Origin of the sequence: Glutamicibacter sp. B1 (genome assembly GCF_039602135.1) — a bacterium.
Classification (GTDB): domain Bacteria; phylum Actinomycetota; class Actinomycetes; order Actinomycetales; family Micrococcaceae; genus Glutamicibacter; species Glutamicibacter ectropisis.
In genome coordinates this window covers 3532808-3558093 of sequence record NZ_CP125942.1, presented here as the reverse complement: position 1 = coordinate 3558093, position 25286 = coordinate 3532808, and the positions used below count along the sequence as shown (strand labels likewise).

Genomic DNA, 25286 nt, shown 5'->3' with positions numbered 1-25286 from the left:
AGGTGAATTTGATTCGGAACAGCAGGCACAACTCCGTAGGTTTCGTCGACAGAAACCATATCGAATAATCAGATGCCATGGTTTTAGGACAACCTCGGAAGGGAATCCTTTTGTTCCCATTCACTTGGCCAATATGCTGCTGAATGATTCGAAGTGTCTGGCGAGAACAGCGCTGACAAGCATGTAAAGAGACGTAGCATATGTAGTTTTGTTGACCTTGGGCCTTGTCTCATTCGCTTCATGGAGTCGAATCGTGACCTTGGGTTGAGCTCTGGTGATGCCACTAGTCATAAAGGCGCGCGTGAATATTTGAATCATCAATACTCGGTGGAAAGCAAATAACTTTTCACCGAGGGGCCAGCATTGAGCAGTGTAGTTTTCGACATTGAACAGCAAGCGGGTCGAAAGTTTCATGAAGAACTTTCGCACATTAACGCTGACATTGAAGTTGTCGCGGGATCGGCACAGACCGTTGCATACATGCACGATCGAACTGCTGATCCAACGCGTTCAGACCTTCCTGAACAGGGACCCATTGTCGTCTTTCCTACCTCTGCGTCGCAGGTCCAAACGATAGTTAAAACTGCGGCGAAGCACGGATTGAGCATTGTTCCGCGAGGCGCAGGGACAGGGCTATCTGGAGGCGCAACCGCCCAGGAAACACAGGTGGTACTGAGTACTGAAAATCTCAATCAAATCATTGAGATTTCAGCCGGTGATGGTGTGGCTGTCGTGGAACCGGGCGTGCTCAATGGGGATCTTAACCGGGCACTGGAACCGCTGGGCTTGTTCTATGCCCCAGATCCAGCAAGCGCAGCGATCTCGTCCATTGGCGGAAATATCGCCACTAATGCCGGAGGAATGCGTTGCGCTAAGTACGGGGTGACGCGTGAATCTGTCCTGTCTTTGAAGGTTGTACTTGCAGACGGCTCTCTGATCACGGTGGGGCATCGTTCGCTTAAAGGTGTCACCGGGCTTGATCTGGTGTCTTTGTTTGTCGGCTCAGAGGGCACGCTAGGAATCGTCGTGCAGGCGACCGTGAGGATCCGTCCGCTGCCCGTCGCTCGTAAGACCCTGAGTCTCTTCTTTGACCATACACTCGATGCCGCCCGAGCCGTAGAAAGGATCAAAACCTCCACGGTGCAGCCGGCCGTCCTTGAACTCATCGATGCACCAACCCTGACAGCGATCGACGCAAATTCAGGCAGCTCGCTACGCGAAAACGGGGCAGGGCTGCTGCTCATTGAGCTCGATGGCTACGGCATTGACGAGCAGATTCGAGACCTCAGGGACATTGTGCTCCCGTTGGGAGGGCGCCTGAACGAGGTCAGTGATGAAGAGGGTCAGACCCTGTGGGAATTGCGACGTTCCGGACGCAACTTCCCAACGCACAAGTGGCATATCGGGGAAGACATTGCTGTTCCTTCGTCAAAACTTGCAGAGATTTTCGAGTTTTTCCCAGAAATCGAACACGAATTTGGGGTGAAGGTTTCGGCGGTTGCCCATGCTGGCGACGGGAATCTGCACCCCCTTCTTACACAAAACCGCGAGGAGGACGATAGTTCACATATCGTCCCTCGCACACTGGCTCAAGCTGCAGATGCCTTGGTCAAAAAGACGTTGTCTCTGGGAGGAACTATTACCGGTGAACACGGTGTAGGGAATGTGAAGTTGCGCTGGGCCGAATGGGAACTCGCTGATCGAGTCAGAGCTCTGCAGCTAGAACTCAAAAATGTTCTGGACCCGGCTTCCGTGTTCAACCCCGGCAAAGCACTCTAAGTTTCATTTCACTCACACTCTTGAATCAAGGATATTAATTATGACTTCAACGCTCGTAAAGCGACGCAGTTTCCTGACAGGAACCGGCACATTGGCGGCCTTGGCAATTCTCACGGCTTGCGGAAATAAGCCTGATGTGGAATCGGTCGGCTCATCGACGCCCGTTCGAGGAGGAGCCCTGACTTTCCTCATCCAAGGTTTTGATGCGGGATGGATTTCGAGCAAGACATCCATCTCCAGCTATGAAGGTAACCTCTGGGGGCACCTGACTGACAAGCTTGTTTACGTCAACGAAAAGGGAGACCTGAGCCCGTGGGTCGCCGAAAGCTGGGAAGAAAATTCGGACGCCACAGAATTTGTTCTGCACCTGCAGAAGGATGTGACTTTCTCTGACGGCTCACCAGTAGATGCCAATGCCGTCGTCGAAAACATCAATGCTTGGGCCGTGGGAGATGCCGAACGTGGTATCGCGAAGGTGGGACTGTTCCCCTCAGCAAACTTTGAATCGGCCAAGGCTACTGACACGAGAACAGTGAAGGTCAATTTCTCGTCACCTACCCTCGGATTTATCGCTACCCTTGGCTACCATGGTTGCATCTTGCTAGCTCCCGCTACTCTCAAGAGCAACACCGATGAACAAGCTGACCTTGCAAAGACTATTGGTTCTGGCCCCTTCACGCTTAAGAGCTGGCAACAGGGAGAAAGCTATGTGCTTCAGCGACGTGAGGACTATAGCTGGGGTCCCAAGGCTCTTGGCTATTCGGGACCGGCTTATCTAGATACCCTTACCTACAAGGTAGTTAGGGACGCGTCGGTCCGCACATCCACTGTTCTATCAGGTCAAGCTGATGTTTCCTTCAACGTTGAACCTCAGGAAATTGATTCTCTCATTTCCCAGGGCTTCTCCGTTTCCACTCCTCGTTACCTTGGTTTCGTAGATGGTTTCCAAGTAAATACCCAAACCTTCCCGACCAACCAAGCCAGCGTACGTCAGGCACTCCAGCACGGTATCGATCGCCAAGAAATCCTTTCCACGATCTACACCCAAGACTGGCAAGCGGCAACCACGTTCATCCAAGGTACTGTCCCCGAAGCAGGCGACTTTGCTGACTACTTCGCCTTCGATCAACAGAAAGCTACGGATTCTCTAGAAAAAGATGGCTGGAAACTGGAGTCCGATGGCTACCGATATAAAGATGGCAAGCTCCTTGAAATCACCCTCGCGGCAAACCCTTATGTTCCTTCGGATAAGGCAGTGGATGAGCTAATCGCTCAGCAACTGCAACGCATAGGTATCAAACTCAACTTGAAAGTTGTCGACGTCGCCAATTACTCGGCGTGGCAGAACAGCGAACCACCCTTGCTCCACACCTCTCGCAGCTTTGTCGATGTTGGTACTGTCGCCGGTATCCTCACGAACCGCAATGGTGGCGAAGACTGGTTCAAACTCGGAGATAGTGACCAGAAACTGAACAAGCTTTCTGATCAGATTGCTCAGGCTAGAAATCGTGAGGAACGGGCGAAGGTGGCCGACGATCTGCAGAAGTATGTTCTGGATCAGGCATACTTTGTTCCTTTAGTTCAACTAGTTCAGCGTCTGTATCTGAGCAGTCCAAAGGTGCGGGGTATTCAGTACAACGGTCTGGCTTATGCGAACTTCTACACCGCATGGGTGACCCAGTGAGTGCGCGGTTATCGGGTTACCGGAATCTGGTGCTCAGCCGACTGGGACAGGGGATTGTTGTTATCTTCTTGGCGTATGTACTCAGCTTTATTGTCGTTTCAGTGCTTCCTGGAGACGCGATTACCAATTCATTGCGTGACCCACAGTCCGGTCTGAGCGAAGAAGACATCGCGCGCATCGTGGCGTTTTACGGGTTGGATAAGCCCGTACTGATCCAGTTACTGCTGGCCCTGGGGCGGTTCGTATCCGGAGATTTAGGTATTTCCTTGCAATCGGGGTTGCCGGTTGCAGATCTGGTCTTTGATGCCTTGCCATCTACGGCTTTTCTGGCTTTGACCGCGCTGATATTGGCTCTGGTGCTCGCAGTGGCGATTGTCGTTGGGGTTCACTTGCTGCCACCGGCAGCTGCGGGAGTCTTGCGTTCTGTTCCCTCGTTTTTCCTCTCGGTACCTAACTTCGTCATCGGGCTGATACTGATCAGTATTTTCGGGTTCACTTTGCATACTTTCACCATTACCGAACCAAATTCGCCGGTGGCTACCTTTTTCGCGGCGCTTACCTTGGCAATTCCTGTCAGTGCACCGTTGGCCGAAGTCTTGGTCTCAAGCCTTGATGTGGAAACACGTCAGGACTATGCGTTGGTTGCCCGTTCCCGAGGGTTAAGTCGAGTGAAAGTTTTTGCCCGACACCTGCTTAAACCTTCAGCATTGCCGTCCGTGACTATGGTGGCTTTGCTCATCGGAGAGTTGCTTGGCGGGGCAGTGATCACCGAAACGATCTTCGGTCGCAATGGTGTGGGCACTTTGGTTCAGCGCTCGGTGGGAGCCGGCGATCAACCAGTTTTGCTTGCCGTTGTAGTCCTTTCAGCCGTGATTTTTGTGCTGGTGAACTTGATTGCTGACTTAAGTGTTCCCTTCTTGGACCCCCGCACCTCAGTTACTAAAAAGAAGAAGGATCTGGTGTCATGACTGGGATTTTGCAAGTTCAAACAAATCAGGAAGTCAAGAGTGCACCAGGCAAAAGACCAAGTTCACTCCCAATCAGTGTCATCATCTCTTTCGGGGTCATTGCACTGGTCGTGCTCTTCTCGGCATTCCCATCGTTTTTCACATCTCATAGCCCTGAGGTGGGGGATACTTCGGCAAAGCTAGTGTCTCCGGGTCTGCAACATTGGTTCGGAACAGACTACCTGGGCCGCGATGTGTTCAGCAGAGTTGTTCATGGATCGCTCTCTTCAGTCAGTAGTGCATTAGTCGCAGTACTCATCGGATTAGTTGTTGGTAGCGGTATCGGGCTGCTCGCCGGTTTTCTCGGTGGATGGGTTGACGCAGCACTGGGACGAATTATCGACGTACTGCTGGCTATTCCCGGGTTTCTTCTGGCAGTGGTCATCGTAAGCTCGCTCGGATTCCAGACGATTAATGCAGCCATTGCTACCGGTGTTTCAGCAATCGCGGTGTTCGGCCGGCTAATGCGCGCCGAAGTGATTAAGGTTCGCGGTGCCACCTACGTGGAATCTTCATTTCTCTCAGGTGGAAACCGTCTGCAGGCACTGTTTTTTCATATTCTTCCAAACGCCGGGCGTTCTGTACTAGTCCTGGCAATCCTGCAATTTGGAACATCCATTATGGTGATCGCCTCCCTGGCTTTTCTTGGTTATGGCGATCCTCCACCGTCCTCTGATTGGGGGCTACTTGTAGCTTCAGGCAAGGAGTATCCCACCGCGCCATGGCTGATTTACGCTCCGGCGGCAGTCATTGTGGCCACGGTGCTATCAGTCAATCGAATTAGTCGTTGGCTCAAGAAAGTGAGATGAGGACATGACGAACCACAGTTCTACGCAGGTGGATGACTTCTTACTGCAGGTTGATGGTCTGAACGTTTGGTACGGGAAAAATCACGTCGTTCGCGATGTTCAATTCCAACTTCGACGCGGTCAGGCACTGGCATTGATTGGTGAGTCGGGCTCAGGAAAATCAACAATTACCAAGGCGCTTCTTGGCCTACTTCCCGAAGGCGTCGGTCGTGCTGATGGACGAGTCCTCTTCGAGGGACAGAACCTGCTGGCTCTGTCTCAGCGAGGTCTGCGTAAGTTTCGCGGGTCCGAATTAGGTTACGTTCCGCAGGATCCTGGTACGGCCCTCAATGCCGTACGAACCATCGGATCACAGGCCCATGAAGCGGCCGACCTCACCGGGGTAACGGGGATAGCCCAGCAGCGTGAGTTGATCCTTGAGACCTTTGAACAGGTCGGCTTGCCCGATCCACAGCGAGTATATGACTCATATCCTCATCAGCTTTCCGGCGGTATGCTGCAGCGCGTATTGATCGCGTTGACGGTTTTGCCTCGTCCAGCACTAATTGTTGCCGATGAACCGACTTCGGCCCTGGATGTAACAGTGCAGAAAACGATCTTGGATTTGCTTGATCAGCTGCGTACGTCGTTAAACATTGGTCTGTTGCTGATCACCCATGACTTGGCTCTTGCCGCTGAACGTACCGATCATTTGGTAGTCCTTCGACAGGGACAGGTTCAGGAGGAGGGTACTTCTGCGCAGATCTTTGCTAATCCTCAGACCGACTACGCGAAGCGATTATTGTCAGATGTTCCCTCGCTTAGTACTGAACGTTATCGGGATACTCGTGGACGCTTAGTTGAACCAATTACCAGTGGGAACGGTGTCATTCGCGTTGAACAGGTAGTTCGTCACTTTGGTGCGGGCAGTGAAGTGGTCAAAGCGGTCGACGGAGTGAGTTTTGAGGTAGCTCGCGGCAGTACCCATGCATTGGTAGGGGAATCTGGATCCGGAAAAACCACTACTGTAAGGATGCTCGTTGGCTTGGAAGCGCCAAGCGGCGGCCGGATCACGTTAGCTGGAAAGGATCTGAGCAATCGCAACGCCAAAGAGTGGCGTGAAGCCAGAGCTCAACTTCAGCTGGTGTATCAGAACCCGTTTGCGTCGTTGGATCCTTCATGGTCGGTGGCTCGAATAATCCAAGAACCACTAGCGCGGCTGAAATATGGAACGCGAGCAGAACAGAAAGAGCGAGTCCTCGAAGTACTCGCAGAAGTGGGACTCAACGAATCGTTCCTCACCCGGCGCCCTGCTCAACTTTCCGGAGGCCAACGTCAACGCGTGGCCATTGCGCGCGCACTCAGCCTGCGCCCTGAAATTCTCGTGCTCGATGAACCAACGTCTGCGTTAGATGTGAGCGTTCAGGCGGACATTGTTGACCTGCTGGCAGTGTTGCAACGCGAACATTCGCTGACCTACCTCTTTGTTTCTCATGATCTGGCTTTAGTTCGCCAGGTTGCTGACACGGTGTCGGTCATGAGAAAGGGAGTTGTTATTGAAAGCGGAACGAGTCAGAAGATCTTCGAAAATCCTGAACATGCCTATACCAAAGCATTGATTGCTTCGGTGCCAAGTTCACGAGGCGAGAGCACTTTAGGAGCCACACAACAAACCCCCAACCATACCTATGCAGGAGTCATCGCATGACCGTCGCTAGCGCACTACACACTTCAGAACTCGTAGGCCGATTCTCCAAACCACAAGGTTTTGGCGATGCCACCCTGCGCAGCCCGCGCACTGATTCTATTGAGCTCTTGGGTGGAATTCCCGACCCGGAAGTTCTTCCGGTTGCTGAACTCACCGCAGCAACCGAACGGGTGCTGTTGAGATCCGGAGTGCCAGCGTTGCAATACTCTCGAACCGAAGGGATCACCGAACTTCGCGAATGGATAGCTGCCCGCGAAGGCGTTTCAGCCGATCGCATCATCGTCACTAATGGTGGTTTTCACGGGTTATCACTAGCTATCCAAGCGCTGATCAACCCGGGTGACCTAGTGGCCGTCGACAACCCAATTTTTCCGTTGTTCCTTCGCGGATTGGAACTGGCCACCACCAATATTCTGCCGGTGCCGGTCGGGGCTGCGGGATTAGATGTGGATGCATTGGAAGGCCAATTGCGCGCGGGGGTACGCCCCAAAGCACTGTATACCGTGCCAGACTTCCACAATCCTACGCAAGGATCACTCTCGCGTCCCGATCGGCAACGGCTTGTCGAGCTTGCCGCCCAATACGGCTTCGTTCTCTTGGCTGATAACCCTTACCGGGAGCTTTACTTTGGCACAGAAAGCGCATCCTACAGGGAATTTAATGACTCTGAAAACGTCATCCACATCAATACGTTCACTAAAACCCTTGGTCCGGGACTGCGTCTAGGCTGGCTTGTTGTACCGAATTGGCTGAGGTCAGATATTTCCGCACTGCGAAGTCGGCAGGATTCACACTCGTCCACTTTGATTCAGAGCATCGTGGCAGAGGCATTGACCCACGAGGAAACCCTATTTGATGCAACGTTGGACAAGGCACGAGCTACCTACCGCAACCGAGCTCAAGTCCTCGCCACTGCCTTGGAAACCGAGACACAGGGTGCCCTGGACATAGAGCTTCCTAACGGTGGGCTATTCCTCTGGCCGAAAATTGTCAGCGATCGGATTGACCCGCAGAAACTCTCTGAATCGGCACGAAGCCATGGAGTGGACTATCAGCAAGGGGCCTTTTTCCCGAGCGGACCGGGCACAGAAGCTGCCCGTCATCTCAGACTGTCTTTTGGGCACGTTTCGGAAGAAAACCTCAAAGAAGGCGCTCGCCGGATTGGACTGGCTTTCAAAGATCAGGGCTAGATCAGCACCAGCATTTTCGATTCATGATGTGCAACACCATGACTACAGCTCAGAGCATCTCTGGGCTAGACTAGATAAGTCTGTGCTACTGCATGCCCGAAAGTTGGGCGTCTGGTACATGGATAACGCAAGAACCTCCTGTTGCGGAAATACCGCGACCGTTTAGCCCAAAGGAGGTGGGTTCACATGCGTGCTTATGAACTTATGGTCCTCATTGATCCAGAGGTCGATGACCGCACCGTAGAGCCAACCATCGAGAAGTACCTCGAGGTTGTTCGCTCCAACGGTGGCACCATCGAAAAGGTTGATGTCTGGGGTCGTCGCAAGATGGCTTACGAGATCAAGAAGAAGGCAGAAGCCACTTACGTAGTGGTGAACTACACCGCAGAACCAGCCGCTTCCGCTGAGCTTGAGCGCCAGCTGAAGATCAACGAGCAGATCCTGCGCCACAAGGTCACCCGTCCGGAAGAGGCTCGCGTTTAATTACGCAAATCCTTCCGTCGTAAGAAATAACGTTCAATCTTTCTAAGGAGAGTCAATGGCAGGCGAGACTGTTATTACCGTCATCGGAAACCTGACCGCCGATCCGGAGCTGCGTTTCACGCCTTCCGGCTCAGCCGTAGCGAACTTTACGATCGCTTCGACTCCTCGCACCTTTGACCGCCAGTCCAATGAATGGAAGGACGGGGAAGCCCTGTTCTTGCGTGCATCGGTATGGCGCGAGGCTGCAGAGAACGTTGCTGAAACGCTGACCAAGGGCATGCGCGTCATCGCCCAGGGTCGTTTGCGTTCACGTTCTTACGACACCAAGGAAGGCGAACGTCGCACCGTGATGGAGCTTGAGGTCGATGAAATCGGCCCATCGCTCCGTTTCGCTTCCGCCAAGGTCACCCGTACCCAGCGCTCCGGCGGTGGCAACGGTGGCTTCGGCAATGGTGGCGGTGGAGGATTCTCCAACGCACCACAGCAAGGTGCCCCAGCGCAGCAGCCGCGTCAGCAGCAGCCGCAACAGGGTGGCGGTTGGAATGCTCCAGCCGCTGATCCATGGAGCACCGGCGGAAACAATGGTGGCGGCTGGGGCAACCCAGGCGCTGACGAACCGCCTTTCTAAACATTATTTATTCACCATCCCGCAGATCATTCTGCGGGCTCCCAAGCTAAAGGAGCTCCACGATGGCTAAGGCTGAAATCCGTAAGCCCAAACCAAAGTCCAACCCCTTGAAGGCCGCTGACATCACTGTCATCGACTACAAGGACACCGCATTGCTGCGCAAGTTCATCTCTGACCGTGGAAAGATCCGCGCTCGTCGAGTAACCGGCGTTTCCGTTCAGGAACAGCGCAAGATCGCACAGGCAATCAAGAACGCACGTGAAGTAGCCCTGCTGCCTTACTCCGGCGCTGGCCGCGGCTAAGGAAGAAGGGATAGCAAAATGGCAAAGATCATTCTGACTCACGAAGTATCCGGTCTCGGTGCTGCTGGCGATATTGTCGAGGTAAAGAACGGCTACGCCCGTAACTACCTGCTGCCACGCGGTTTCGCAATCGTCTGGACCCAGGGCGGTGAGAAGCAGGTGGAGTCGATCAAGGCTGCACGTGCTGCTCGCGCTATTGCAAACCTTGAGGAAGCTCAGGAACTTGCAGCTAAGCTGAAGTCCCAGCCGGTGAAGATCACCATCAAGGCTGGTTCTAACGGTCGCCTGTTCGGCACCGTCAAGACCATCGATATCGCTAACGCCGTAGAGGCTGCCGGTCTGGGTAAGATCGACAAGCGCAACATCGAGGTCAGCGACCACATCAAGTCGACTGGCAACTACACCGCAACCGTTCGCGTACACGAGGACATCGTTGCAAACCTGCGCCTGCAGGTTGTAGCTGCTGCAAAGAAGTAAGTCTTTTTAGACGCACCTTCTTTTCAACGGGTGGCGTACATTCCGCAAGGAATGTACGCCACCCGTTGACGTTTAACTCCACGGAATAAAAGACACTGCGGGTTCTTACATAATTCATCACTTCTTCGCACAACCTTCCGAACATCATCGTTGGTCATGCGGCTTCCGACCCATAACCTCATAGGTGACAGTGTCCCAAGCCAGCACGACGACAGGAGATGGTGGACCACATGGGTTTTGCATATGCCGATCCAGATGTACTGACCGACGAGCAACGCGCCGCGCTCGCTGAGCACCAGCGGACCGTGCATCAGCAGCCACGCGAGCTGACTCTGAAGGCCCTGCGTGAAGAGGCCAAACTGAGCCACGCTGATCTGGCCACACAGCTGAAGTGGCCAGTAGAGCGGATCAAAAAGCTGGAATCCGGCGACCTAGACCGCGTGCAGCTGGCTACCTTGCGTCGATATATCGAGGCGCTGGAGGCTCGAATCGAGATCACAGCGATCCGCGGCGAAGCCTACGCCCGCTTGTGTTAACCCGCCTTTGAGACGCGTCATCGGCAACCGGCCACCGCAAATCGAGGCCAGCTCATCGAGAAAACTACCACCCATCGCGCAATAGCCCCACCCGCGGTCTATCTCTCCTTCGATAACGACTAAAGTGTTCCGATGAGATGCGGGTTATAGACCTACGTCACAAGGATGTTTCGAAGGGATTATTTTGCACGAGCGTATTCACCACCGGGCCTTTGCTGATCGACTGATGAGCGCCGAACAGGCAGCAAGCTTCATCAAACCAGGAATGACCGTCGCCATGAGTGGCTTTACCGGTGCGGGATATCCCAAAGCCGTGCCCGGCGCTCTAGCTTCCCAGATGGAACGCCAGCACGCAGCAGGTCAGGACTTTAAGATCAACGTGCTGACCGGCGCCTCCACTGCTCCCGAACTCGATGGGGTACTGGCCAAGGCCGAAGGCATGAATCTCCGCCTGCCCTATATGTCCGATCCAGAGCTACGCCGACGCATCAACGACGGCAACATGGAGTACATGGACATCCACCTGTCCCATGTCGCTCAGCACGCATGGTTTGGGTTCTACGGCAAGATTGACGTAGCCATCGTGGAAGTCGTGGGCGTCACCGCGGAAGGCGACCTGATTCCCTCCAGCTCCGTAGGAAATAACAAGACGTGGCTAGAGATGGCTGACAAAGTCATTATCGAGGTCAACTCACAACAGTCCGCAGCTATGGACGGCATGCACGATGTCTACTACGGCACCGCGCTTCCTCCGCACCGGAAGCCCATTGATTTGAGCACGGTGCGTGAGCGCATTGGCCAGAAGTACCTAGATGTTGACGTGAATAAGGTTGTCGCGGTGGTTCAGACCAACTCACCGGACCGCTTGAGCCCCTTCGCCCCGGTGGATGAGACCAGCGAGAAGATCGCTGATCACCTACTGAGCTTCCTAGATTCTGAAATCCGTGCGGGCCGACTGACCGAAAAGCTTCTGCCATTGCAGTCCGGAGTGGGTAACATCGCCAATGCCGTGCTCGCGGGGCTTGCCCGGGGTGGCTACAAGGGTTTGAGCGCCTACACCGAGGTCATCCAGGACGGAATGCTGGAACTGATCAAGGATGGCACCATTGAGTTTGCCTCGGCTACCAGCTTCTCCCTCTCAGCTGAGGGCGTTGAGGAGTTCAACAAGAACGTTGAACACTACCGGGAACGCATCTTGTTGCGCGCCCAAGAAATCTCCAACCACCCCGAGATCATCCGACGTCTGGGCTGCATTGCCCTCAATGGCATGATTGAGGCCGATATTTACGGCAACGTGAACTCTACTAACGTGCTCGGTTCGCACGTCATGAACGGTATTGGCGGCTCCGGAGATTTCGCCCGCAATGGCTACCTGTCGGTGTTCATGTCACCTTCCACCGCCAAAGGCGGAAAGATCTCAGGCATCGTCCCGTTCGCTTCCCACGTGGACCACACCGAGCACGACACCATGGTCCTGATCACCGAACAGGGCCTGGCCGACCTGCGTGGCCTCTCACCCAAGCAGCGTGCCCAACTGGTCATCGATCAGTGCGCACACCCCGAGTACCGCCCGTTACTTCAGGACTACTTCGACCGTGCTTGCAAGGATAGCTACGGCAAGCACACTCCACACCTGTTGGGTGAGGCGCTGAGCTGGCACCAACGCTTTGAGCAGACCGGAGATATGCGCCCAGCGAGCTAGAGTTACTTACTGTGTCGAACGTACACTTCTTGAGTTTGGCTGTTATATAGCCGGTACTGATCTAGCTAAGCTGTCGGGACCGAAGGATTTGCCGGGTCTTGGATTTTGACTCCGGGCTGATAAACCACGCCCAGGGGTGCATCAAAGTAGCTCAACTCGGTGAAATCGTTATTGGACGAGTAACTCAGGGTCCGTGGATCTTCACCCTTCTGAGTGAGTTGTGGGTAGCTGATTTCTAGGCAGTCCTTGTTGTCGATTTTTGACTCTTTTGTCAGCTGGCACCAGGTGCCATTGACGGTGGCGGTCTTGAGCGTGCCATTTTTTGGGTGAGCCAGATCTTGGATTTCCGTGGTGATCAGCTTCTTGCCGTCCCACTTCAGGCTCGCCTTGATCTTTCCTGAAGGGGCAGCCGCCGGCTCCATGGGCAAGAGCTGGCGGTCAACGACTTCCAGTTGTCCGTTGACGAATTTTAGCGAGCTCGGAATCCCGCGGGCGCCACCGGTAATGTCACCCATGAGAAAGGGTTTGCCTAAAGCGGCGATGCCTTTGGCGGTGTTCTGGAAGAGCTGGATGTGTGAAGGCCAAGAAACTCCACCTTTGTCGCAATAGAACACTGCCGCGAGGTCTTTCACACCGTCACCGGTGAGGTCCCCGGCCACAATCAGTTTTGAATCGGCAAGGCTTGGGACGCTGGCATTGGGGTACTCGGGGTGTTTTTTCTGCAGGACACCTTTAGATAGTTTGCCCGCGGGGAATCCGCACATGGACGGGATGCTTGCGGAGGCCACCATGTCGGCGCTAAGGTCGGTCAGTGCCGTTGAGCTTGGTGCTGTGCTCGCGGAGCTGGGGGCTGTGCTGGAAGATGGTGCTTCGAGGGATGGCGAATTGGTGGAACACCCAACGAGAGTCAGGGCAGCGAGAAGGCTGAAAACTATGGGAAATTTCTGACGGTTCTTCACTGCGCTCTCACCTCTGCAAGTACGTGTCTGATCAACTACGAACTTATAACTAACCGGTGCACGAATGGAGGCAATGAAGCAGTATTACAGGGAGTTTTTCAGATTTCAGGCTGCACCTCAGGAAGGGCGATGAATAGTCGGACGGTAGGTAAGTTCTTGGATGCTGCGATCCAGAAGGCGTGAATCCACCAGCTCAAGGTCATAGTCATCTACACCGCCGAAGACCGGCGAACTACCATTGCGTCCGGTGAGGACCGGGAAGATGGTGACCTGAATAAAATCCACCAGGCCAGCGGCGAGCAGGGAATGGTTCATCGCCAAACTACCGTGTGACCTGAGGGGGAGTGTCGAGCTACTTTTTAGCTTTTTCACCACGTCTAGCGCATCGTCCCGCTCTAGGGTGGCATCGGGCCAATTCAGGGGTTCCTGAAGTGTCGTGGAAATGACGGTGGCTGGTTGCTCATGTAAGGCCACACCCCACGGGTCTTCAACTTCCGGATTTTGCTCAATATCTTCCCAGAACCTTGAGAACAGGCGAAAGGTGTTGGCTCCGAACACCACATGACAGGGTGAACTATAAAATTCCATGCGCCTGTCCAGCAGCTCAGGTCCCTGTTTGCCCCAGTAGCCACCCCAATCGCCGCCGGCACTGCCGAAGCCATCAAGACTGCTGAACACGTCAAAGGTATAGGTGGCACTCATGATGAGCCTCCAGAAGCTGATTCGCTAAGTGCCACCTAGGATACGCTCAGGCCTTTGGCATATCTACGTTTTGGGTGCGTAATTGTCCGCGCGAGAGCTCTTTTCCGGTTCCCTGGTCCGTGATGATCACTTCCCATAACTGCTGGTTCCGTCCCTGGAAAAGCGCGGTAGCCACCACCTGTACTTGTGCCCCGGTAGAAGGTCGCAGGAAGTCGGTGGCATTGTGAACGCCGACGGCAAACTGGTTGCGATCTGCCACCGCGTAGCTGGCTCCAACACTGCCAGCACTTTCAACCATCGAGGTGTAGACCCCGCCATGAACTACACCCCACGGAGTGTGGTGGTTTTCGTTTAGGTCGGCGTGCCCACGTACGTAGGTGGCGGTGATTTCGTCAAAGACCAGTCCCAGACTTTGAGTAAATTGGCTGTCGTTGTCGGGAATTCGTTGTTCCGGGGAACTCATTGGTACTCCAAAAGTGTTAGGCGCCGTGCAGTTGTTCTAGCGCTTGGGCTCGTAATACATTCTTTTGCACCTTACCTGTTGAAGTCCTCGGCAAATCTTGCGGGAAGATGATGGTGCGTGGAACCTTGTAGCCGGCCAGTTTTTCTCGAGCAAAACTGATCAGCTCTTCGGCCTGGAGATTGGAACCTTTACTGCGGATGACATAGGCGACCGGTCGTTCGCCCCACTTTTCATCGGCCAGGCCAATGACTGCTAAATCGAGGACTTCTGGGTGGGAGGCTAAGGCTTGTTCTACTTCGATGGTTGAGATGTTCTCGCCACCAGAGATGATGATGTCCTTGGCCCGGTCGCGGACCTGGATATAACCATCGGGGTGCATCACTCCAAGATCCCCGGTGTGGAACCAGCCCCCGGCGAAGGCTTGCTGGGTGGCTATTTCGTCACGGTAATAACCAATCATGACGTTATTGCCACGCAAGACTATTTCACCCATACTCTGCCCGTCGGCTGGTACATCGTTCATGTTCTCATCCACGATGCGTGCAGATTCAGCGGTGATCATACCGACGCCTTGTCGAGAAAGCTTTGCCGCGCGTTCAGTCGGCTCTAGTTGCTCCCATTCCTCTTGGAATTCGCAGACCGTGTAAGGTCCGTACACTTCGGTCAAACCGTAAACGTGGACCACCTCAATGCCGAGTTTTTGCAGCTTTGAGATGATAGCCGGCGAAGGCGGTGCTCCGGCGGTAGTAATGCGTAGGGGAGCATCAAGCTGATGGGCCAGAGGGGAGTCGGCAATAATGGAGCAAACTGTTGGTGCTCCGCACAGATGCGTTGTTCCTAAGTTTTCGATAGCGTCCCAGACTGGTTCTTCACGAACCCCGCGCAGGCACAAGTGGGTTCCTCCGGCGGCGGTGACGGCCCACGGGGTACACCAACCGTTGCAGTGAAACATGGGCAGGGTCCACAGGTATCGAGTTGCTGAGGTGAAGCCTTGATGGTGTGCTTCGCCCAATGAGTTCAAGTAGCTGCCACGGTGTGAGTAGAGTACGCCCTTGGGTTTGCCCGTAGTGCCCGAGGTGTAGTTCAAAGTTATTGGTGCCCGCTCATCGGCGATTGCGTAAGGAAGTTGTTCATCGCTGGCCGTGGCTAGGAGTTCTTGGAGCGTGCCATCAACGTCTACGTGAGGGCGCGCGCCGGTGTACTGGTCATCGGTGATTTCAATGAGTGCCTGCAGGGTCGGATTTTCCCGCCGCAGGTTTTTAGTGTTTTCTAGTAGTTCCGTGTCCGCAAACAATAGCTTCGCTTCGGAATGATCCATGATGTACTGCAGTTCATGGGCGGATAACCGGGTGTTGAGTGCGATGAGCACTCCGCCAGCTAGCGGTACCGCATAGTGTGCCATCAGCATTTCCGGGGTGTTCGGTGCCAGCACCGCCACCCGGTCACCGGGGTTGATGCGTTCGGCCAGGACCTGAGCGAAACGATGGACCAAGCCTTCGAATTCTCGATAGTTATAACTACGCGTGCCATGCACAATGGCAGTCTTCTTTGGATAAACCTCGGCGGAGCGTTCAAGGAAGCGCAACGGAGTTAGTTCGGAATGGTTGGCATGAATATTGACCATGGAGGCATCCTTCATTCATCTTCTCTGGCAACGGTGGCAGACAGTATTGGTGTGACCCGGAACACTGTAATCCTTATCCTTACATGAACCTCAGCGTCAAAGTTAGAAACGTAGTTTCATATCGGCGAGTGGATGAGAAATAGCGGTGACGGTTCGCGGATTGGTGAGGTCGGTGGTCTGTCATAAGTTAATGCGTTACGACTTACATCACATGGTCGATGACTACGAAAAGCCTTAGATGCGGGTGATTTCGCGAATAAAAGACTGTGCGGGATAGTCAAAGGGGTATCGATGTCGAATATTTTGTTGAATATTGCGATTTGCGAAGTCATTTGTTTGACGGTGCTTCGTCATGAGCCATATCGTTTTAAACAGAATCAAGAGCATCAGCTAAGAGCCCTGGCTTGCTGATCGGCAACCCTCTCAACGGTAGTGGGGTGCTCCAGGTGAGGATTCGGTTCTGCACTAAATGGTGTCGGAACAAGTACCGCGCACGGCGTGAAACCTCAGTGGGAACTAGTTCGGTTCATCCCGAATCACAACGTCCACTGGGTCTGGCGCAGTGGGCAAGACCCGAAGGAATCGAGCCATGTCATTAAATCGTGAACTTGACCCGTTATCGTTGCGTAAGGTTTTCGCTCAGCACCCCTCAGGTGTTGCTGCTCTGTGTGCAAAGATTGACGGTGTTAAGACCGGAATCGTTGCATCGTCATTCACTGTCGGAGTTTCACTGGAACCTGCATTGGTAATGTTTGCAGTCCAGAAGTCGTCTAATACGTGGCCGAAACTGCGTGCCGCTAGCCATATTGGGGTTTCGGTGCTCAGTGATCAGAATGATGGCGTGTGCGCGCAGATTGCTTCGAAGAACGGTGACCGTTTCCGTGGTATCAATACCGTGACCTCTGAAGAGGGCGCACTATTTGTCGAAGAGTCCACCTTGTGGCTGGAGACCTCAATTTACAACGAAGTTGAAGCAGGAGATCACTGGGTTGTGCTTTTGGAGGTGCATGGGCATCACGTATCGCAGCACTCCCCACAGATCTTCCATGATTCTCGATTTCATTCCATCCCAGTTCCTGAGCTCGTCTAACCCCTCCGGTAAGTAGCTTGCGCGAGGCTCGGTGCGGATCACAACAGTGATCCCCACCGAGCCTTGTTGATTATTGAGCACGTTGAACCCGGCAAAGGGTTATCCACGGTGCGAACGAGGGAACCGACGCAAAAATGTGGACTACTGTTCATCTGGGGTTGATCCAGTTCAATTTAAAGCTGGTGACTAAGTCTTTTGTGATCATGGGTGTATCCACATGTTTATCCACACACTTGTGGGTAGATTGTGTGGAACCGTGTATAAAAGGCGAAAAACCCTGAATTTCGGGCATTTTTGCTTGTTGATAACTTCTGGGGACATAGCGTTATCTTCAATAAAATAACTTTCTGTCCACAACTGTGACAACGTATAATGCCTAGTCAGTAGCTAGTAATGATTAAAATATGGCGGTAATCCACAGAGTTCTCCCCAGATAGTAAACAGGCTAATCCACAAGTGAGAGTGCGTTATGCACAGAAGCTGTGGATAATGAGGTTTACGTGGCTAAATATCAGCCCTACTGTTGGCCTTGGGACAGAAATATCCACAGACGTTTTCCATCAAACTGTCGGTATCAACTGACAAGATGAAACGTGGCCGCCTGGCATGGAAGATCTTTCCCAGTGCGGTCAAGAGGGGATGGAAGTGTCTGCAATGAGTGCTGAGCCGGTTTACGAGGGACGAGAATCCGACGCAGGGCGCAAACCGCCGCAGGATGTCGAAGCTGAAATGTCTGTGCTCGGCGGCATGATGCTATCCAAGGACGCCATCGCCGACGTTGTGGAGGCGTTGCGAGGAACCGACTTCTACCGTCCGGCCCACGAATCCATTTACGAAGCCATCATCGACTTGTACGGTCGAGGCGAACCTGCCGATGCCGTGACCGTGGCTGACCTACTGACCAAGCGTGGCGAAATTTCCCGCGTAGGCGGTGCCGCGTACCTTCACAACCTTATTCAGCAGGTACCTACCGCAGCTAACGCTGGCTACTATGCAGAAATCGTGCGCGAACGCGCCGTGCTGCGTCGCCTCGTTGATGCCGGAACGCGCATTGTCCAAATGGGCTACTCACCCGACGGTGAAGTTGATGCCATCGTTAATGAAGCGCAGGCCGAGGTCTACAAAGTTGCAGAAAACCGCAGCAGCGAAGACTACGTACGCCTTTCGGACATTATCGAAGGCACTGTCGATGAAATCGAAAACGCCGCCAACGCAGGAGATGGCATCACCGGTGTCCCTACCGGATTCTACGAATTCGACGAACTGACCCAGGGCCTGAAGGGTGGGCAGATGATCATCATCGCTGCCCGTCCTGCAGTAGGTAAATCAACCTTCGCGTTGGACTTCGCCCGCTCTGCAGCCATTAAGAACAACATGGCTACCGTCTTCTTCTCCTTGGAAATGGGTCGCAATGAAATTGCGATGCGCCTGCTTTCCGCCGAAGCCTCGATCCAGCTCCAGGATCTGCGTAAAGGTTCGGTGGAAGATGCCCAGTGGACCAAGATTGCCACCACCATGGGGCGTTTGAACGAAGCGCCACTGTTCATCGATGATTCGCCGAACATGTCCATGATGGAAATTCGTGCCAAGTGCCGTCGCCTGAAACAGCGCAACGAGTTGCGCATGATCATCCTTGACTACCTGCAGCTGATGAGCTCAGGTAAGCGCGTGGAATCACGCCAGCAGGAAGTTTCCGAGTTTTCGCGTAACCTCAAGCTGTTGGCTAAAGAACTCGACGTTCCACTAATTGCCTTGTCCCAGCTGAACCGTGGTTCTGAACAGCGAACTGACAAGAGGCCAATGGTCTCGGACCTTCGTGAGTCCGGTTCCATTGAGCAGGACGCCGACATGGTGATCCTGTTGCACCGTGACGACGTCTACGACAAGGAAAACCGCCCGGGTGAAGCCGACGTGATCATCGCGAAGCACCGTGCCGGTCCCACGAAGACCATCACCGTGGCATTCCAAGGCCACTACTCACGCTTCAGCAATATGTCCTCTGACGGTTAAGCCCTGCTGAACTAACATGGCACCTACTAAGACGGTGACTTGCTGGCTATAGTGGGTGCCATGTTCGCTTCTTTGCAGGCTTTGCTTTGGGGCACAGTGGCAGGCTCGGCCCTGTTACTGGGTTCTGGCGCCGCGTGGTGGCTGAAAATCCCAAAAGTTTGGGTCTGCGCAATTATGGCCTTCGGTGCAGGAGTGCTGGTCAGTGCGCTGAGTTTTGAACTTGTACTTGAGGCCTTTGAAACTGGCGGACTTGTAGCCACGGTAGCCGGCGTACTGGTTGGTGCAGCGTTGTACTTCTCGGCAAACCGACTATTGGACTGGCGCACCAAAAAGCGACCGCAATCTACAGTCAACGCTGGGGACAGTGAGTCCTCCGGAACCGCATTAGCCGTCGGGGCCTTAATTGATGGCATCCCTGAATCGGTGGCCCTGGGGTTGAGCGTGGTGACCGGTGCCAGTATCAACCCCGCTATGCTCATTGCCATTTTTATTTCCAACGTTCCCGAGGGCCTTGCCAGCACCGCTGCGATGAAAAGTGCCGGACGCAAAGGGACATCGATTGTCCTGCTGTGGGGATCCATTACGCTTGCGAGTGGGCTGGCCGCCTTCTTTGGGGCGTTGGTCATGGCATCCATGCCTGAAGAAGTTCTGGCTTTCGCCACTGCAGTGGCAGCCGGCGGGATTCTAACGATGATTGCCGACACGATGATTCCCGAAGCTTACGCTGTGGAACATGACTTCACCGGATTGTTGGTTACCGGTGGCTTCCTTTCGGCCTTTGTCTTGCACGTGCTAGGCGGTTAGGAAAAGCTGGCATGATTAGTCCATGCCCCTAAACCGTAGTAGTCACACCCCTGCGCCCGCTACAGACACCATCTATGCACCACAATTCTTGGCCACCACCATGGGCATGTTTATTCTGGTGTTCCTCGTGGCCTTCGAATCCATGGCCGTCACCACCGTCATGCCGATGGTCAGCGAACTGCTTGATGGTCAACGCTATTTTGCGCTGGCCTTTGCTGCGCCGATTGCTAGCGGGATGCTGGGCATGGTGGCCGCCGGGGAAGTGACCGACCGCTGGGGGCCAAAATACCCCTTATTCATCAGCGTCGCGATCTTCTGTGCGGGCTTATTGATCTGTGGTTCGGCAGCAAATATGCAGACACTCATTGGTGGGCGGATTCTGCAGGGTGTCGGTGGTGGAGCCATTACGGTGGCCATCTACGTACTCATTGCTCGCGCTTACCCTGGGCACTTGCATTCAAAAATCTTTGCGCTCTTCGCTACTGCGTGGGTACTGCCAGCGATGGTTGGACCGTGGCTGGCCGGCCTCATGGCAGTGCACCTTGGGTGGCGTTGGGTCTTTTCGGGTGTCGCCGTTTTGGTGGTGGTGTCCTTCTGCGCCATGATTCCGGTACTCAAATCACTGGACTCTGTGCGCAATAAAGATCTCGGTCCGGTATCACTCAAGCGCCTGGCGCTCGCCGGGCTTACCGGTCTTGCCGTGATCTCGATGAACCTCATGGGCAACTCGAACAGCAGGTTCTCACTGATCGGTCTCGCATTGGCCCTGTTGGTGGCGTTGGTGGCCATTCGCCCACTGTTACCCCCGTGGAACATTCAAGGTCAGCCGTGGTTTGCCAGCAACCATCATGACCAGGATTTTCATTACCGGTGCTTTCTTTGGTGTGGAGGTTTACCTGCCGTACCTGTTGCGCGAGGAGTACTTCCTTGCCCCGGATCGGGCCGGTCTGATTTTGACCGCGTCGGCACTGTGCTGGTCGGTGGGTTCATGGCTGCAAGGAAAATTGGGGGAGCGGGTCTCTTCCTCGACGTGCATTACCTTGGGAGCCGTGGCCGGGAGCGTGGCCATAGCCACTGCATTGGCCACCGCGATCTTCCACCCGCCGGTGATCGTGCTGGTGTGTGGCTGGGCCGTGGGTGGATTTGGTATGGGAATGATCTTTCCCCGGCAAAACGTCAACATGCTCGCCCTATCAGCCAAGGAAGAACAGGGTTTTAACTCCTCAGCCATGTCCGTGGCAGACTCGTTGGGCAATGCCGGGGCCACGGCCATCGGCGGTGTCATCTTTGCGATGGCCGCTGCCGGTACCGGGTTCGTTTCCGTCTTCACCTTCAGCTTGGTGTTGATCCTGATCTTGATCGTCATTTCCCCACGGACCAAGGGAAGACCAGTTTCTTTAGCCGATTAGTCGCGCGGCAAGATGTCCAGGTGAGCCTTGGTTGGCTGAACGAGGTGCTGGTCGTATTCGCGGTGTTTGGCCACGTAGTTTTTGACGTACGGGCATACGGCCACAATTTTCGCTCCGCTGGCAATGGTGTTCTCTAATGCGAACTTCACCATCGTGCTAGCCAGCCCCTGCCCGCCATATTCCTCATCCACGGTGGTGTGGAAAAAGATCCGTTCGATACCGGTAGCACCTTCAAAGTCGCGGAAGTGCGCAGCTCCAATGATCATGCCATCGTCTTCGAGGGCGAAACGCCTGCGTTCTAGAAGCGATACTGGTTTGATTTCACTCATAATCGGTTTCCTTAGTTTCAGGACGGGTTGACGCGAGGGCGCAGGCGAACAGTGGGCAGGGTTGGGGCAGGTAAGGCCGCTGGAGTGTTGGGTGGAAACGGCCCAAAACGATCTTCACTGGCATCGCCCGGTTCGGCTCCGATTTCTGCTTGCCATTGTGCACGGAAGGCAAGGACCTCTTCATGGGTACGGCCCACAAAGTTCCACCACATCAAAATGTCCTCATTCAGCGGTTCGCCGCCGATAAGCAAAGCCAGCACCGGCTCATCGCCGGAGGCTAAACGCAGAGTTTTACATCCAGCCCGCACGAAGCCGAGTTCTCGTGGGGCCAACTGCTGCCCGTTAACATTGAGGGTGCCTGAATCTACTAGGACTCCATGCTCATGATGTTCCGGGACGAGTACCTGGATCTCGGTGTTCGGTGCCAAACGTAGTTCCGCGCCACCGAGTTCGGTGTGGGTGATGACCGGGGACGTGGATCGTTGTCCGGCGATTTCATAACTGCCCAGGAATACCGAGATTGACCAGTTGTCACCGTGAAGAGGCTCGGGCCGGTAGTTCTCAAAAGTATGTTCCATGTTTCGAGCGTGGTCTGGCAACGCAGTCCACAGCTGGGCACCATGCAAGATGGTGGTGTCATCTGTGAGAATTTCTGAATGGCTAATGCCATGTCCGGCGGTCATGAGGTTAACCTCGCCAGGACGCACGGTGGCTTTGAACCCTGCCGAATCCAAGTGGTTGATTCCTCCAGTGAACAACCATGAGACAGTTTGTAGGCCGGTATGTGGGTGGCGTGGAACGTTCATGCCACCGGTGGCTTTAACGTCGTCGGGACCATAGTGGTCCAGGAAGCACCATGCGCCAATGAGGCTGCGTTGCTTTTGCGGCAGGGTGCGGAAGACTGTCATGGCGCGTGGGCCGCCCAAGGGGACTTCACGGGGAGTGAGGATTTCAACCTCAGCGTGGGACGCGACTTTGCAACAGTCGATTTCAGCGGGGCTGTGCTCCAGATTGCTCATGTGCCAAGGTTATGCACTGCGCAAAATTTTGGCCACAAGAAACTGTTCAAGACAGGGGTACGATCGATACACCGGTAGTGTCCCATTTAAGGAGTTTGCAGCAACGTGGACGGTATGAGCCAACAGGCCGAGGATCTTCTCAAACTGGAAAGACAAGTGTGCTTTGGTCTAGCGGTCGCTTCGAGAACGGTGATTTCCGCCTACAAGCCTGTGCTGGACCCTTTGGGTCTGACACATCCGCAGTATTTGGTGATGCTGGCGTTGTGGGACTCAGGGCCGATGAGTGCTCGTGAACTCAGTGAGCAGTTGCATCTAGATCCTGGAACCCTGTCGCCTTTGGTGAAAAGGCTGGAAGCTGCCGGGCTGGTGGACAAAGCCAAAAACCCGCAAGATGAACGGGCGGTTATCCTGCAACCCACTGCCAAGGGTGCAGAACTTCGCAAGGACGCATTGAACGTGCCCGTGGAGATGATGGCGCGGCTGCAGCTATCCGAGAAGGAAGTTGTTGAGCTCAGAGGGATTTTAGATCACTTGATTGACGCCGGTGGAAACGCTCCGAAGGTGTGATTAAAAATTTAGTTGGTGCACCAACTAATAACGTATACTGGTAACAGGAACACGACCGAATACGCGTACTGCAAAGGATCACCCTCATGGATGAATCGCCGCTGCCAATCATCACCGATACCACTGGCCTGAGCACCGGATACCGCATTCTCTGGCGCCTGAAGTACTTGGGTTTGAGCATCTTCGGCCCAGCAGAACGTCGTGTGGTTTTGAGCCCACGTGAACGCGCCAAGTGGGACCGTGCAATGAAGGTCAAAGCAGCTCATGAAGCTGCAGGAACTCAGCCCGATGAGCAGACTTTGTACACGGTCAGCCGCATGGAACCACGCCGTCGCCCCCAGTAACAACGTCACTTCGTGCAGGCCGGAAGAACAAAGGTTGGCGTGTGGTGAGCTAAGTTTGTCGCGATACCATTGAACTCATGGAATCGATGACTGAACTGGTGATTGCACGACAGTTTTCCGCCCCAAAAACAGCTGTTTGGGCAGCTTTCGTGGAACCCGAAATCATTGTCCAATGGTGGGGGCCACAAGGGTGGAGCGTCAATGAAGAATCGGTTGTCTTCGAAGCCAAAGTTGGCGGTCGCCATGAACTAGAAATGGTTCAAATTGAGAACCCAGAGGCGATGGTTCCACTCAAGGCCGTCATTACCTCATTTGACGAATATGAGTGCTTGGTCAGTGCCGATGGCCCACATGAGATGACCTTGGACCTAGTCATTGAAACTCGTATCGAATTCAAGGAATTCGCCGGTCAGACCATGCTGACGCTGACTCAGGGACCGTTGCCTTATGAAGTAGTGGATTCCAGTACTAAAGCCTGGCATTCAGCCCTGGGTAAGCTCGAAGCACTACTCTCCGAGTACTTCTAAACAAAATAGCTTCGGATCTCCTTGATTTTTGCGGCTTTGCCCGCAGAAGCAAACTTCAGCACATGGCTAAAGTGAGTCACCGACTTTTGCTGATCGTAGCTTTGACCATCGGTGCTCCCTTCCTTGCCGTGGGTTAGAACGCTGAAAAATTGCAGGGAGTCAGTCGTCGGCGTTGCAAGTATCCATTCGCGCACTGAATCCACGCCCACCAAGGTTGTTCTTCCGATGATTTCCCACTGAATATCTTCGGAGAACCACTGCTCAAGTACCGATACGTCTTGGTCATGAACGGCGGTAATTACGTCGGTAATAATTTGATGGCGAGGAGCATTGCCGCAGGTTGCTGGTATCTCTACTTTCATGGGCCTTCCTAACCTCGTCCGATATACGGCATGCCACCGGCGGTGATGGTGAACTGATTGATAGAGGTTCCCAAAGGTAACCCAGCGATGTAGGCGATGGCTTCGGCAGCCTGCTCGAGGGGGAACGTTGGCTCAACAATTCGTTGGCCACTGGGCTGCAGGGCCCCATCGTTGGCACCAAAGTCATCGAGCAAGTCGCTGGCCGTATTGCCGATATCTAGCTGCGTCGCCCGGATCTGATAGGGGCGGCCATCAAGCTCCAACGCTTTAGTTAGTCCCGCGATCCCATGTTTGGTCACCGTATACGCCACCGAATTCACGCGGGGGACCTGGGCGGAGATCGACCCATTATTAATGATGCGGCCACCACCATGAGCCTTGAAGTGTGCAAAGGCGCTACGGGCTGCATTGATGGCACCAGTCAGATTAATCTGACACACCTGGTCCCACTGCTCGGGGCTCAACTGGTCGATGGAAACCGAAGGACCAAAAACTCCTGCGTTATTAAAGAGCACATCGACGGAGCCAAAACGCTGCTGGGCCGCAGAGAAGAGTTCATCAACGGCGCTGGCATCCGTGACATCTGTGGGGATGACCAGTGCCGAGGGATGAGACTGCGCAGTTTCCTCCAAGGTGGACTTGGTGCGTCCGGCGAGGACAACATTCCATCCCTGAGACAAGAGCAAACGGGCGGTGGCACGTCCAATGCCAGAACCGGCACCCGTGATCACGACGGTGCGAGTTGCCTCGTTTATCTGAGGGGACTGGGACATTATTTCTCCTTGCAAGGTTC

General features: G+C 54.2%; 27 protein-coding genes, 1 pseudogene and 1 riboswitch. Of the genes and pseudogenes, 20 read left to right on the top strand and 8 right to left on the bottom strand.

Annotated elements, in window-relative coordinates:
• Positions 1-363: 363 nt before the first annotated feature.
• From QMQ05_RS16730 to QMQ05_RS16675, 12 genes are all read left to right on the top strand, one after another.
• Positions 364-1779, top strand: a complete 1416-nt coding sequence (locus tag QMQ05_RS16730) for an FAD-binding oxidoreductase (protein WP_345471902.1) — start codon at positions 364-366, stop codon at positions 1777-1779.
• A gap of 40 nt (positions 1780-1819) precedes the next feature.
• On the top strand, positions 1820-3463 hold the full coding sequence (locus QMQ05_RS16725; RefSeq protein ID WP_345471900.1) for an ABC transporter substrate-binding protein: 1644 nt from the start codon (positions 1820-1822) through the stop codon (positions 3461-3463).
• On the top strand, positions 3460-4431 hold the full coding sequence (locus QMQ05_RS16720) for an ABC transporter permease (protein ID WP_345471898.1): 972 nt from the start codon (positions 3460-3462) through the stop codon (positions 4429-4431). The genes QMQ05_RS16725 and QMQ05_RS16720 overlap by 4 nt, the downstream gene beginning before the upstream one ends.
• Positions 4428-5279 carry an ABC transporter permease gene (locus tag QMQ05_RS16715; protein ID WP_345471896.1) on the top strand — a complete coding sequence of 284 codons (852 nt, stop codon included), beginning with the start codon at positions 4428-4430 and terminating at the stop codon, positions 5277-5279. The genes QMQ05_RS16720 and QMQ05_RS16715 overlap by 4 nt, the downstream gene beginning before the upstream one ends.
• 4 nt (positions 5280-5283) lie before the next feature.
• Positions 5284-6966, top strand: a complete 1683-nt coding sequence (locus QMQ05_RS16710) for an ABC transporter ATP-binding protein (protein WP_345471894.1) — start codon at positions 5284-5286, stop codon at positions 6964-6966.
• Positions 6963-8156 (top strand): PLP-dependent aminotransferase family protein, encoded by a 1194-nt coding sequence (locus QMQ05_RS16705; RefSeq protein ID WP_345471892.1) that lies wholly within the window; start codon positions 6963-6965, stop codon positions 8154-8156. Before QMQ05_RS16710 ends, QMQ05_RS16705 begins: the two co-directional genes overlap by 4 nt.
• Positions 8157-8342: 186 nt before the next feature.
• On the top strand, positions 8343-8639 hold the full coding sequence (gene rpsF / locus QMQ05_RS16700) for a 30S ribosomal protein S6 (protein ID WP_345471890.1): 297 nt from the start codon (positions 8343-8345) through the stop codon (positions 8637-8639).
• A gap of 55 nt (positions 8640-8694) precedes the next feature.
• Positions 8695-9267, top strand: a complete 573-nt coding sequence (locus QMQ05_RS16695; RefSeq protein ID WP_022874532.1) for a single-stranded DNA-binding protein — start codon at positions 8695-8697, stop codon at positions 9265-9267.
• Between the two features lie 62 nt (positions 9268-9329).
• Complete coding sequence (gene rpsR, locus QMQ05_RS16690; RefSeq protein ID WP_013350683.1) at positions 9330-9569, top strand: 30S ribosomal protein S18; 240 nt, start codon at positions 9330-9332, stop codon at positions 9567-9569.
• An 18-nt stretch (positions 9570-9587) separates the two neighbouring features.
• The gene (gene rplI / locus QMQ05_RS16685; RefSeq protein ID WP_058256553.1) at positions 9588-10046 is read left to right on the top strand and encodes a 50S ribosomal protein L9; all 459 of its coding nucleotides are present in this window, start codon (positions 9588-9590) and stop codon (positions 10044-10046) included.
• 230 nt (positions 10047-10276) lie between these two features.
• Positions 10277-10582 carry a helix-turn-helix domain-containing protein gene (locus QMQ05_RS16680; RefSeq protein WP_345471889.1) on the top strand — a complete coding sequence of 102 codons (306 nt, stop codon included), beginning with the start codon at positions 10277-10279 and terminating at the stop codon, positions 10580-10582.
• A gap of 184 nt (positions 10583-10766) precedes the next feature.
• The gene (locus QMQ05_RS16675) at positions 10767-12284 is read left to right on the top strand and encodes an acetyl-CoA hydrolase/transferase family protein (protein ID WP_434063158.1); all 1518 of its coding nucleotides are present in this window, start codon (positions 10767-10769) and stop codon (positions 12282-12284) included.
• Between the two features lie 65 nt (positions 12285-12349).
• On the opposite strand, the gene QMQ05_RS16670 is transcribed toward QMQ05_RS16675, so the two are convergent.
• The 4 genes from QMQ05_RS16670 to QMQ05_RS16655 all read right to left on the bottom strand — a co-directional run bounded on the left by QMQ05_RS16670 (position 12350) and on the right by QMQ05_RS16655 (position 16032).
• Complete coding sequence (locus QMQ05_RS16670; protein WP_345471887.1) at positions 12350-13243, bottom strand: hypothetical protein; 894 nt, start codon at positions 13241-13243, stop codon at positions 12350-12352.
• 117 nt (positions 13244-13360) lie between these two features.
• Complete coding sequence (locus tag QMQ05_RS16665) at positions 13361-13945, bottom strand: dihydrofolate reductase family protein (RefSeq protein WP_345471885.1); 585 nt, start codon at positions 13943-13945, stop codon at positions 13361-13363.
• Positions 13946-13991: 46 nt separating this feature from the next.
• Entirely contained in the window at positions 13992-14408 is a 417-nt protein-coding gene (locus tag QMQ05_RS16660; protein ID WP_345471883.1) for a PaaI family thioesterase, read from the bottom strand.
• A 16-nt stretch (positions 14409-14424) separates the two neighbouring features.
• Positions 14425-16032: a long-chain-fatty-acid--CoA ligase gene (locus QMQ05_RS16655; RefSeq protein WP_345471881.1), complete on the bottom strand. Its 1608-nt coding sequence runs from the start codon at positions 16030-16032 to the stop codon at positions 14425-14427.
• Positions 16033-16407: 375 nt separating this feature from the next.
• Positions 16408-16525: riboswitch (SAM riboswitch) on the top strand.
• Positions 16526-16621: 96 nt separating this feature from the next.
• Here QMQ05_RS16655 and QMQ05_RS16650 point away from each other — a divergent pair.
• From QMQ05_RS16650 to QMQ05_RS16630, 5 genes and pseudogenes are all read left to right on the top strand, one after another.
• A complete protein-coding gene (locus QMQ05_RS16650) occupies positions 16622-17122 on the top strand; it encodes a flavin reductase family protein (protein ID WP_345471879.1) in 501 nt (166 codons plus the stop codon).
• A gap of 654 nt (positions 17123-17776) precedes the next feature.
• Positions 17777-19132 carry a replicative DNA helicase gene (gene dnaB, locus QMQ05_RS16645; protein WP_334121363.1) on the top strand — a complete coding sequence of 452 codons (1356 nt, stop codon included), beginning with the start codon at positions 17777-17779 and terminating at the stop codon, positions 19130-19132.
• Positions 19133-19192: 60 nt separating this feature from the next.
• Complete coding sequence (locus tag QMQ05_RS16640) at positions 19193-19936, top strand: ZIP family metal transporter (protein WP_345474798.1); 744 nt, start codon at positions 19193-19195, stop codon at positions 19934-19936.
• Positions 19937-19958: 22 nt separating this feature from the next.
• Positions 19959-20687, top strand: a pseudogene (locus tag QMQ05_RS16635) (MFS transporter); the annotation flags it as partial.
• Between the two features lie 97 nt (positions 20688-20784).
• Positions 20785-21345, top strand: a complete 561-nt coding sequence (locus QMQ05_RS16630) for an MFS transporter (RefSeq protein WP_345471877.1) — start codon at positions 20785-20787, stop codon at positions 21343-21345.
• Here QMQ05_RS16630 and QMQ05_RS16625 read toward each other — a convergent pair.
• Both QMQ05_RS16625 and QMQ05_RS16620 read right to left on the bottom strand, forming a co-directional pair.
• Positions 21342-21674 carry a GNAT family N-acetyltransferase gene (locus QMQ05_RS16625; protein ID WP_345471875.1) on the bottom strand — a complete coding sequence of 111 codons (333 nt, stop codon included), beginning with the start codon at positions 21672-21674 and terminating at the stop codon, positions 21342-21344. The genes QMQ05_RS16630 and QMQ05_RS16625 overlap by 4 nt on opposite strands.
• Positions 21675-21691: 17 nt before the next feature.
• Positions 21692-22693, bottom strand: coding sequence for a pirin family protein (locus tag QMQ05_RS16620; RefSeq protein WP_345471873.1), 1002 nt, complete (start codon positions 22691-22693; stop codon positions 21692-21694).
• Between the two features lie 114 nt (positions 22694-22807).
• Between QMQ05_RS16620 and QMQ05_RS16615 the strand changes: the two genes are divergently transcribed.
• From QMQ05_RS16615 to QMQ05_RS16605, 3 genes are all read left to right on the top strand, one after another.
• Complete coding sequence (locus tag QMQ05_RS16615; RefSeq protein WP_058256541.1) at positions 22808-23260, top strand: MarR family winged helix-turn-helix transcriptional regulator; 453 nt, start codon at positions 22808-22810, stop codon at positions 23258-23260.
• Positions 23261-23346: 86 nt separating this feature from the next.
• Positions 23347-23604, top strand: coding sequence for a hypothetical protein (locus QMQ05_RS16610; RefSeq protein ID WP_345471871.1), 258 nt, complete (start codon positions 23347-23349; stop codon positions 23602-23604).
• Positions 23605-23690: 86 nt separating this feature from the next.
• Positions 23691-24131, top strand: a complete 441-nt coding sequence (locus QMQ05_RS16605) for an SRPBCC family protein (protein ID WP_345471869.1) — start codon at positions 23691-23693, stop codon at positions 24129-24131.
• On the opposite strand, the gene QMQ05_RS16600 is transcribed toward QMQ05_RS16605, so the two are convergent.
• On the bottom strand, positions 24128-24493 hold the full coding sequence (locus QMQ05_RS16600) for a hypothetical protein (RefSeq protein ID WP_345471867.1): 366 nt from the start codon (positions 24491-24493) through the stop codon (positions 24128-24130). The two genes, QMQ05_RS16605 and QMQ05_RS16600, sit on opposite strands and share 4 nt — an antisense overlap.
• A gap of 8 nt (positions 24494-24501) precedes the next feature.
• On the bottom strand, positions 24502-25266 hold the full coding sequence (locus QMQ05_RS16595) for an SDR family oxidoreductase (RefSeq protein WP_345471865.1): 765 nt from the start codon (positions 25264-25266) through the stop codon (positions 24502-24504).
• Positions 25267-25286: the final 20 nt, after the last annotated feature.

What these genes read in the sequence shown, in the direction of transcription:
- QMQ05_RS16725 (WP_345471900.1), top strand. Translation starts at nt 1,820, where the DNA reads ATGACTTCAACGCTCGTAAAGCGACGCAGTTTCCTGACAGGAACCGGC.
- QMQ05_RS16715 (WP_345471896.1), top strand. Translation starts at nt 4,428, where the DNA reads ATGACTGGGATTTTGCAAGTTCAAACAAATCAGGAAGTCAAGAGTGCA.
- QMQ05_RS16710 (WP_345471894.1), top strand. Translation starts at nt 5,284, where the DNA reads ATGACGAACCACAGTTCTACGCAGGTGGATGACTTCTTACTGCAGGTT.
- QMQ05_RS16705 (WP_345471892.1), top strand. Translation starts at nt 6,963, where the DNA reads ATGACCGTCGCTAGCGCACTACACACTTCAGAACTCGTAGGCCGATTC.
- rpsF (WP_345471890.1), top strand. Translation starts at nt 8,343, where the DNA reads ATGCGTGCTTATGAACTTATGGTCCTCATTGATCCAGAGGTCGATGAC.
- QMQ05_RS16695 (WP_022874532.1), top strand. Translation starts at nt 8,695, where the DNA reads ATGGCAGGCGAGACTGTTATTACCGTCATCGGAAACCTGACCGCCGAT.
- rpsR (WP_013350683.1), top strand. Translation starts at nt 9,330, where the DNA reads ATGGCTAAGGCTGAAATCCGTAAGCCCAAACCAAAGTCCAACCCCTTG.
- rplI (WP_058256553.1), top strand. Translation starts at nt 9,588, where the DNA reads ATGGCAAAGATCATTCTGACTCACGAAGTATCCGGTCTCGGTGCTGCT.
- QMQ05_RS16680 (WP_345471889.1), top strand. Translation starts at nt 10,277, where the DNA reads ATGGGTTTTGCATATGCCGATCCAGATGTACTGACCGACGAGCAACGC.
- QMQ05_RS16665 (WP_345471885.1), bottom strand. Translation starts at nt 13,945, where the DNA reads ATGAGTGCCACCTATACCTTTGACGTGTTCAGCAGTCTTGATGGCTTC.
- QMQ05_RS16660 (WP_345471883.1), bottom strand. Translation starts at nt 14,408, where the DNA reads ATGAGTTCCCCGGAACAACGAATTCCCGACAACGACAGCCAATTTACT.
- QMQ05_RS16655 (WP_345471881.1), bottom strand. Translation starts at nt 16,032, where the DNA reads ATGGTCAATATTCATGCCAACCATTCCGAACTAACTCCGTTGCGCTTC.
- QMQ05_RS16650 (WP_345471879.1), top strand. Translation starts at nt 16,622, where the DNA reads ATGTCATTAAATCGTGAACTTGACCCGTTATCGTTGCGTAAGGTTTTC.
- dnaB (WP_334121363.1), top strand. Translation starts at nt 17,777, where the DNA reads ATGAGTGCTGAGCCGGTTTACGAGGGACGAGAATCCGACGCAGGGCGC.
- QMQ05_RS16640 (WP_345474798.1), top strand. Translation starts at nt 19,193, where the DNA reads ATGTTCGCTTCTTTGCAGGCTTTGCTTTGGGGCACAGTGGCAGGCTCG.
- QMQ05_RS16630 (WP_345471877.1), top strand. Translation starts at nt 20,785, where the DNA reads ATGACCAGGATTTTCATTACCGGTGCTTTCTTTGGTGTGGAGGTTTAC.
- QMQ05_RS16625 (WP_345471875.1), bottom strand. Translation starts at nt 21,674, where the DNA reads ATGAGTGAAATCAAACCAGTATCGCTTCTAGAACGCAGGCGTTTCGCC.
- QMQ05_RS16620 (WP_345471873.1), bottom strand. Translation starts at nt 22,693, where the DNA reads ATGAGCAATCTGGAGCACAGCCCCGCTGAAATCGACTGTTGCAAAGTC.
- QMQ05_RS16615 (WP_058256541.1), top strand. Translation starts at nt 22,808, where the DNA reads ATGAGCCAACAGGCCGAGGATCTTCTCAAACTGGAAAGACAAGTGTGC.
- QMQ05_RS16610 (WP_345471871.1), top strand. Translation starts at nt 23,347, where the DNA reads ATGGATGAATCGCCGCTGCCAATCATCACCGATACCACTGGCCTGAGC.
- QMQ05_RS16605 (WP_345471869.1), top strand. Translation starts at nt 23,691, where the DNA reads ATGACTGAACTGGTGATTGCACGACAGTTTTCCGCCCCAAAAACAGCT.
- QMQ05_RS16600 (WP_345471867.1), bottom strand. Translation starts at nt 24,493, where the DNA reads ATGAAAGTAGAGATACCAGCAACCTGCGGCAATGCTCCTCGCCATCAA.
- QMQ05_RS16595 (WP_345471865.1), bottom strand. Translation starts at nt 25,266, where the DNA reads ATGTCCCAGTCCCCTCAGATAAACGAGGCAACTCGCACCGTCGTGATC.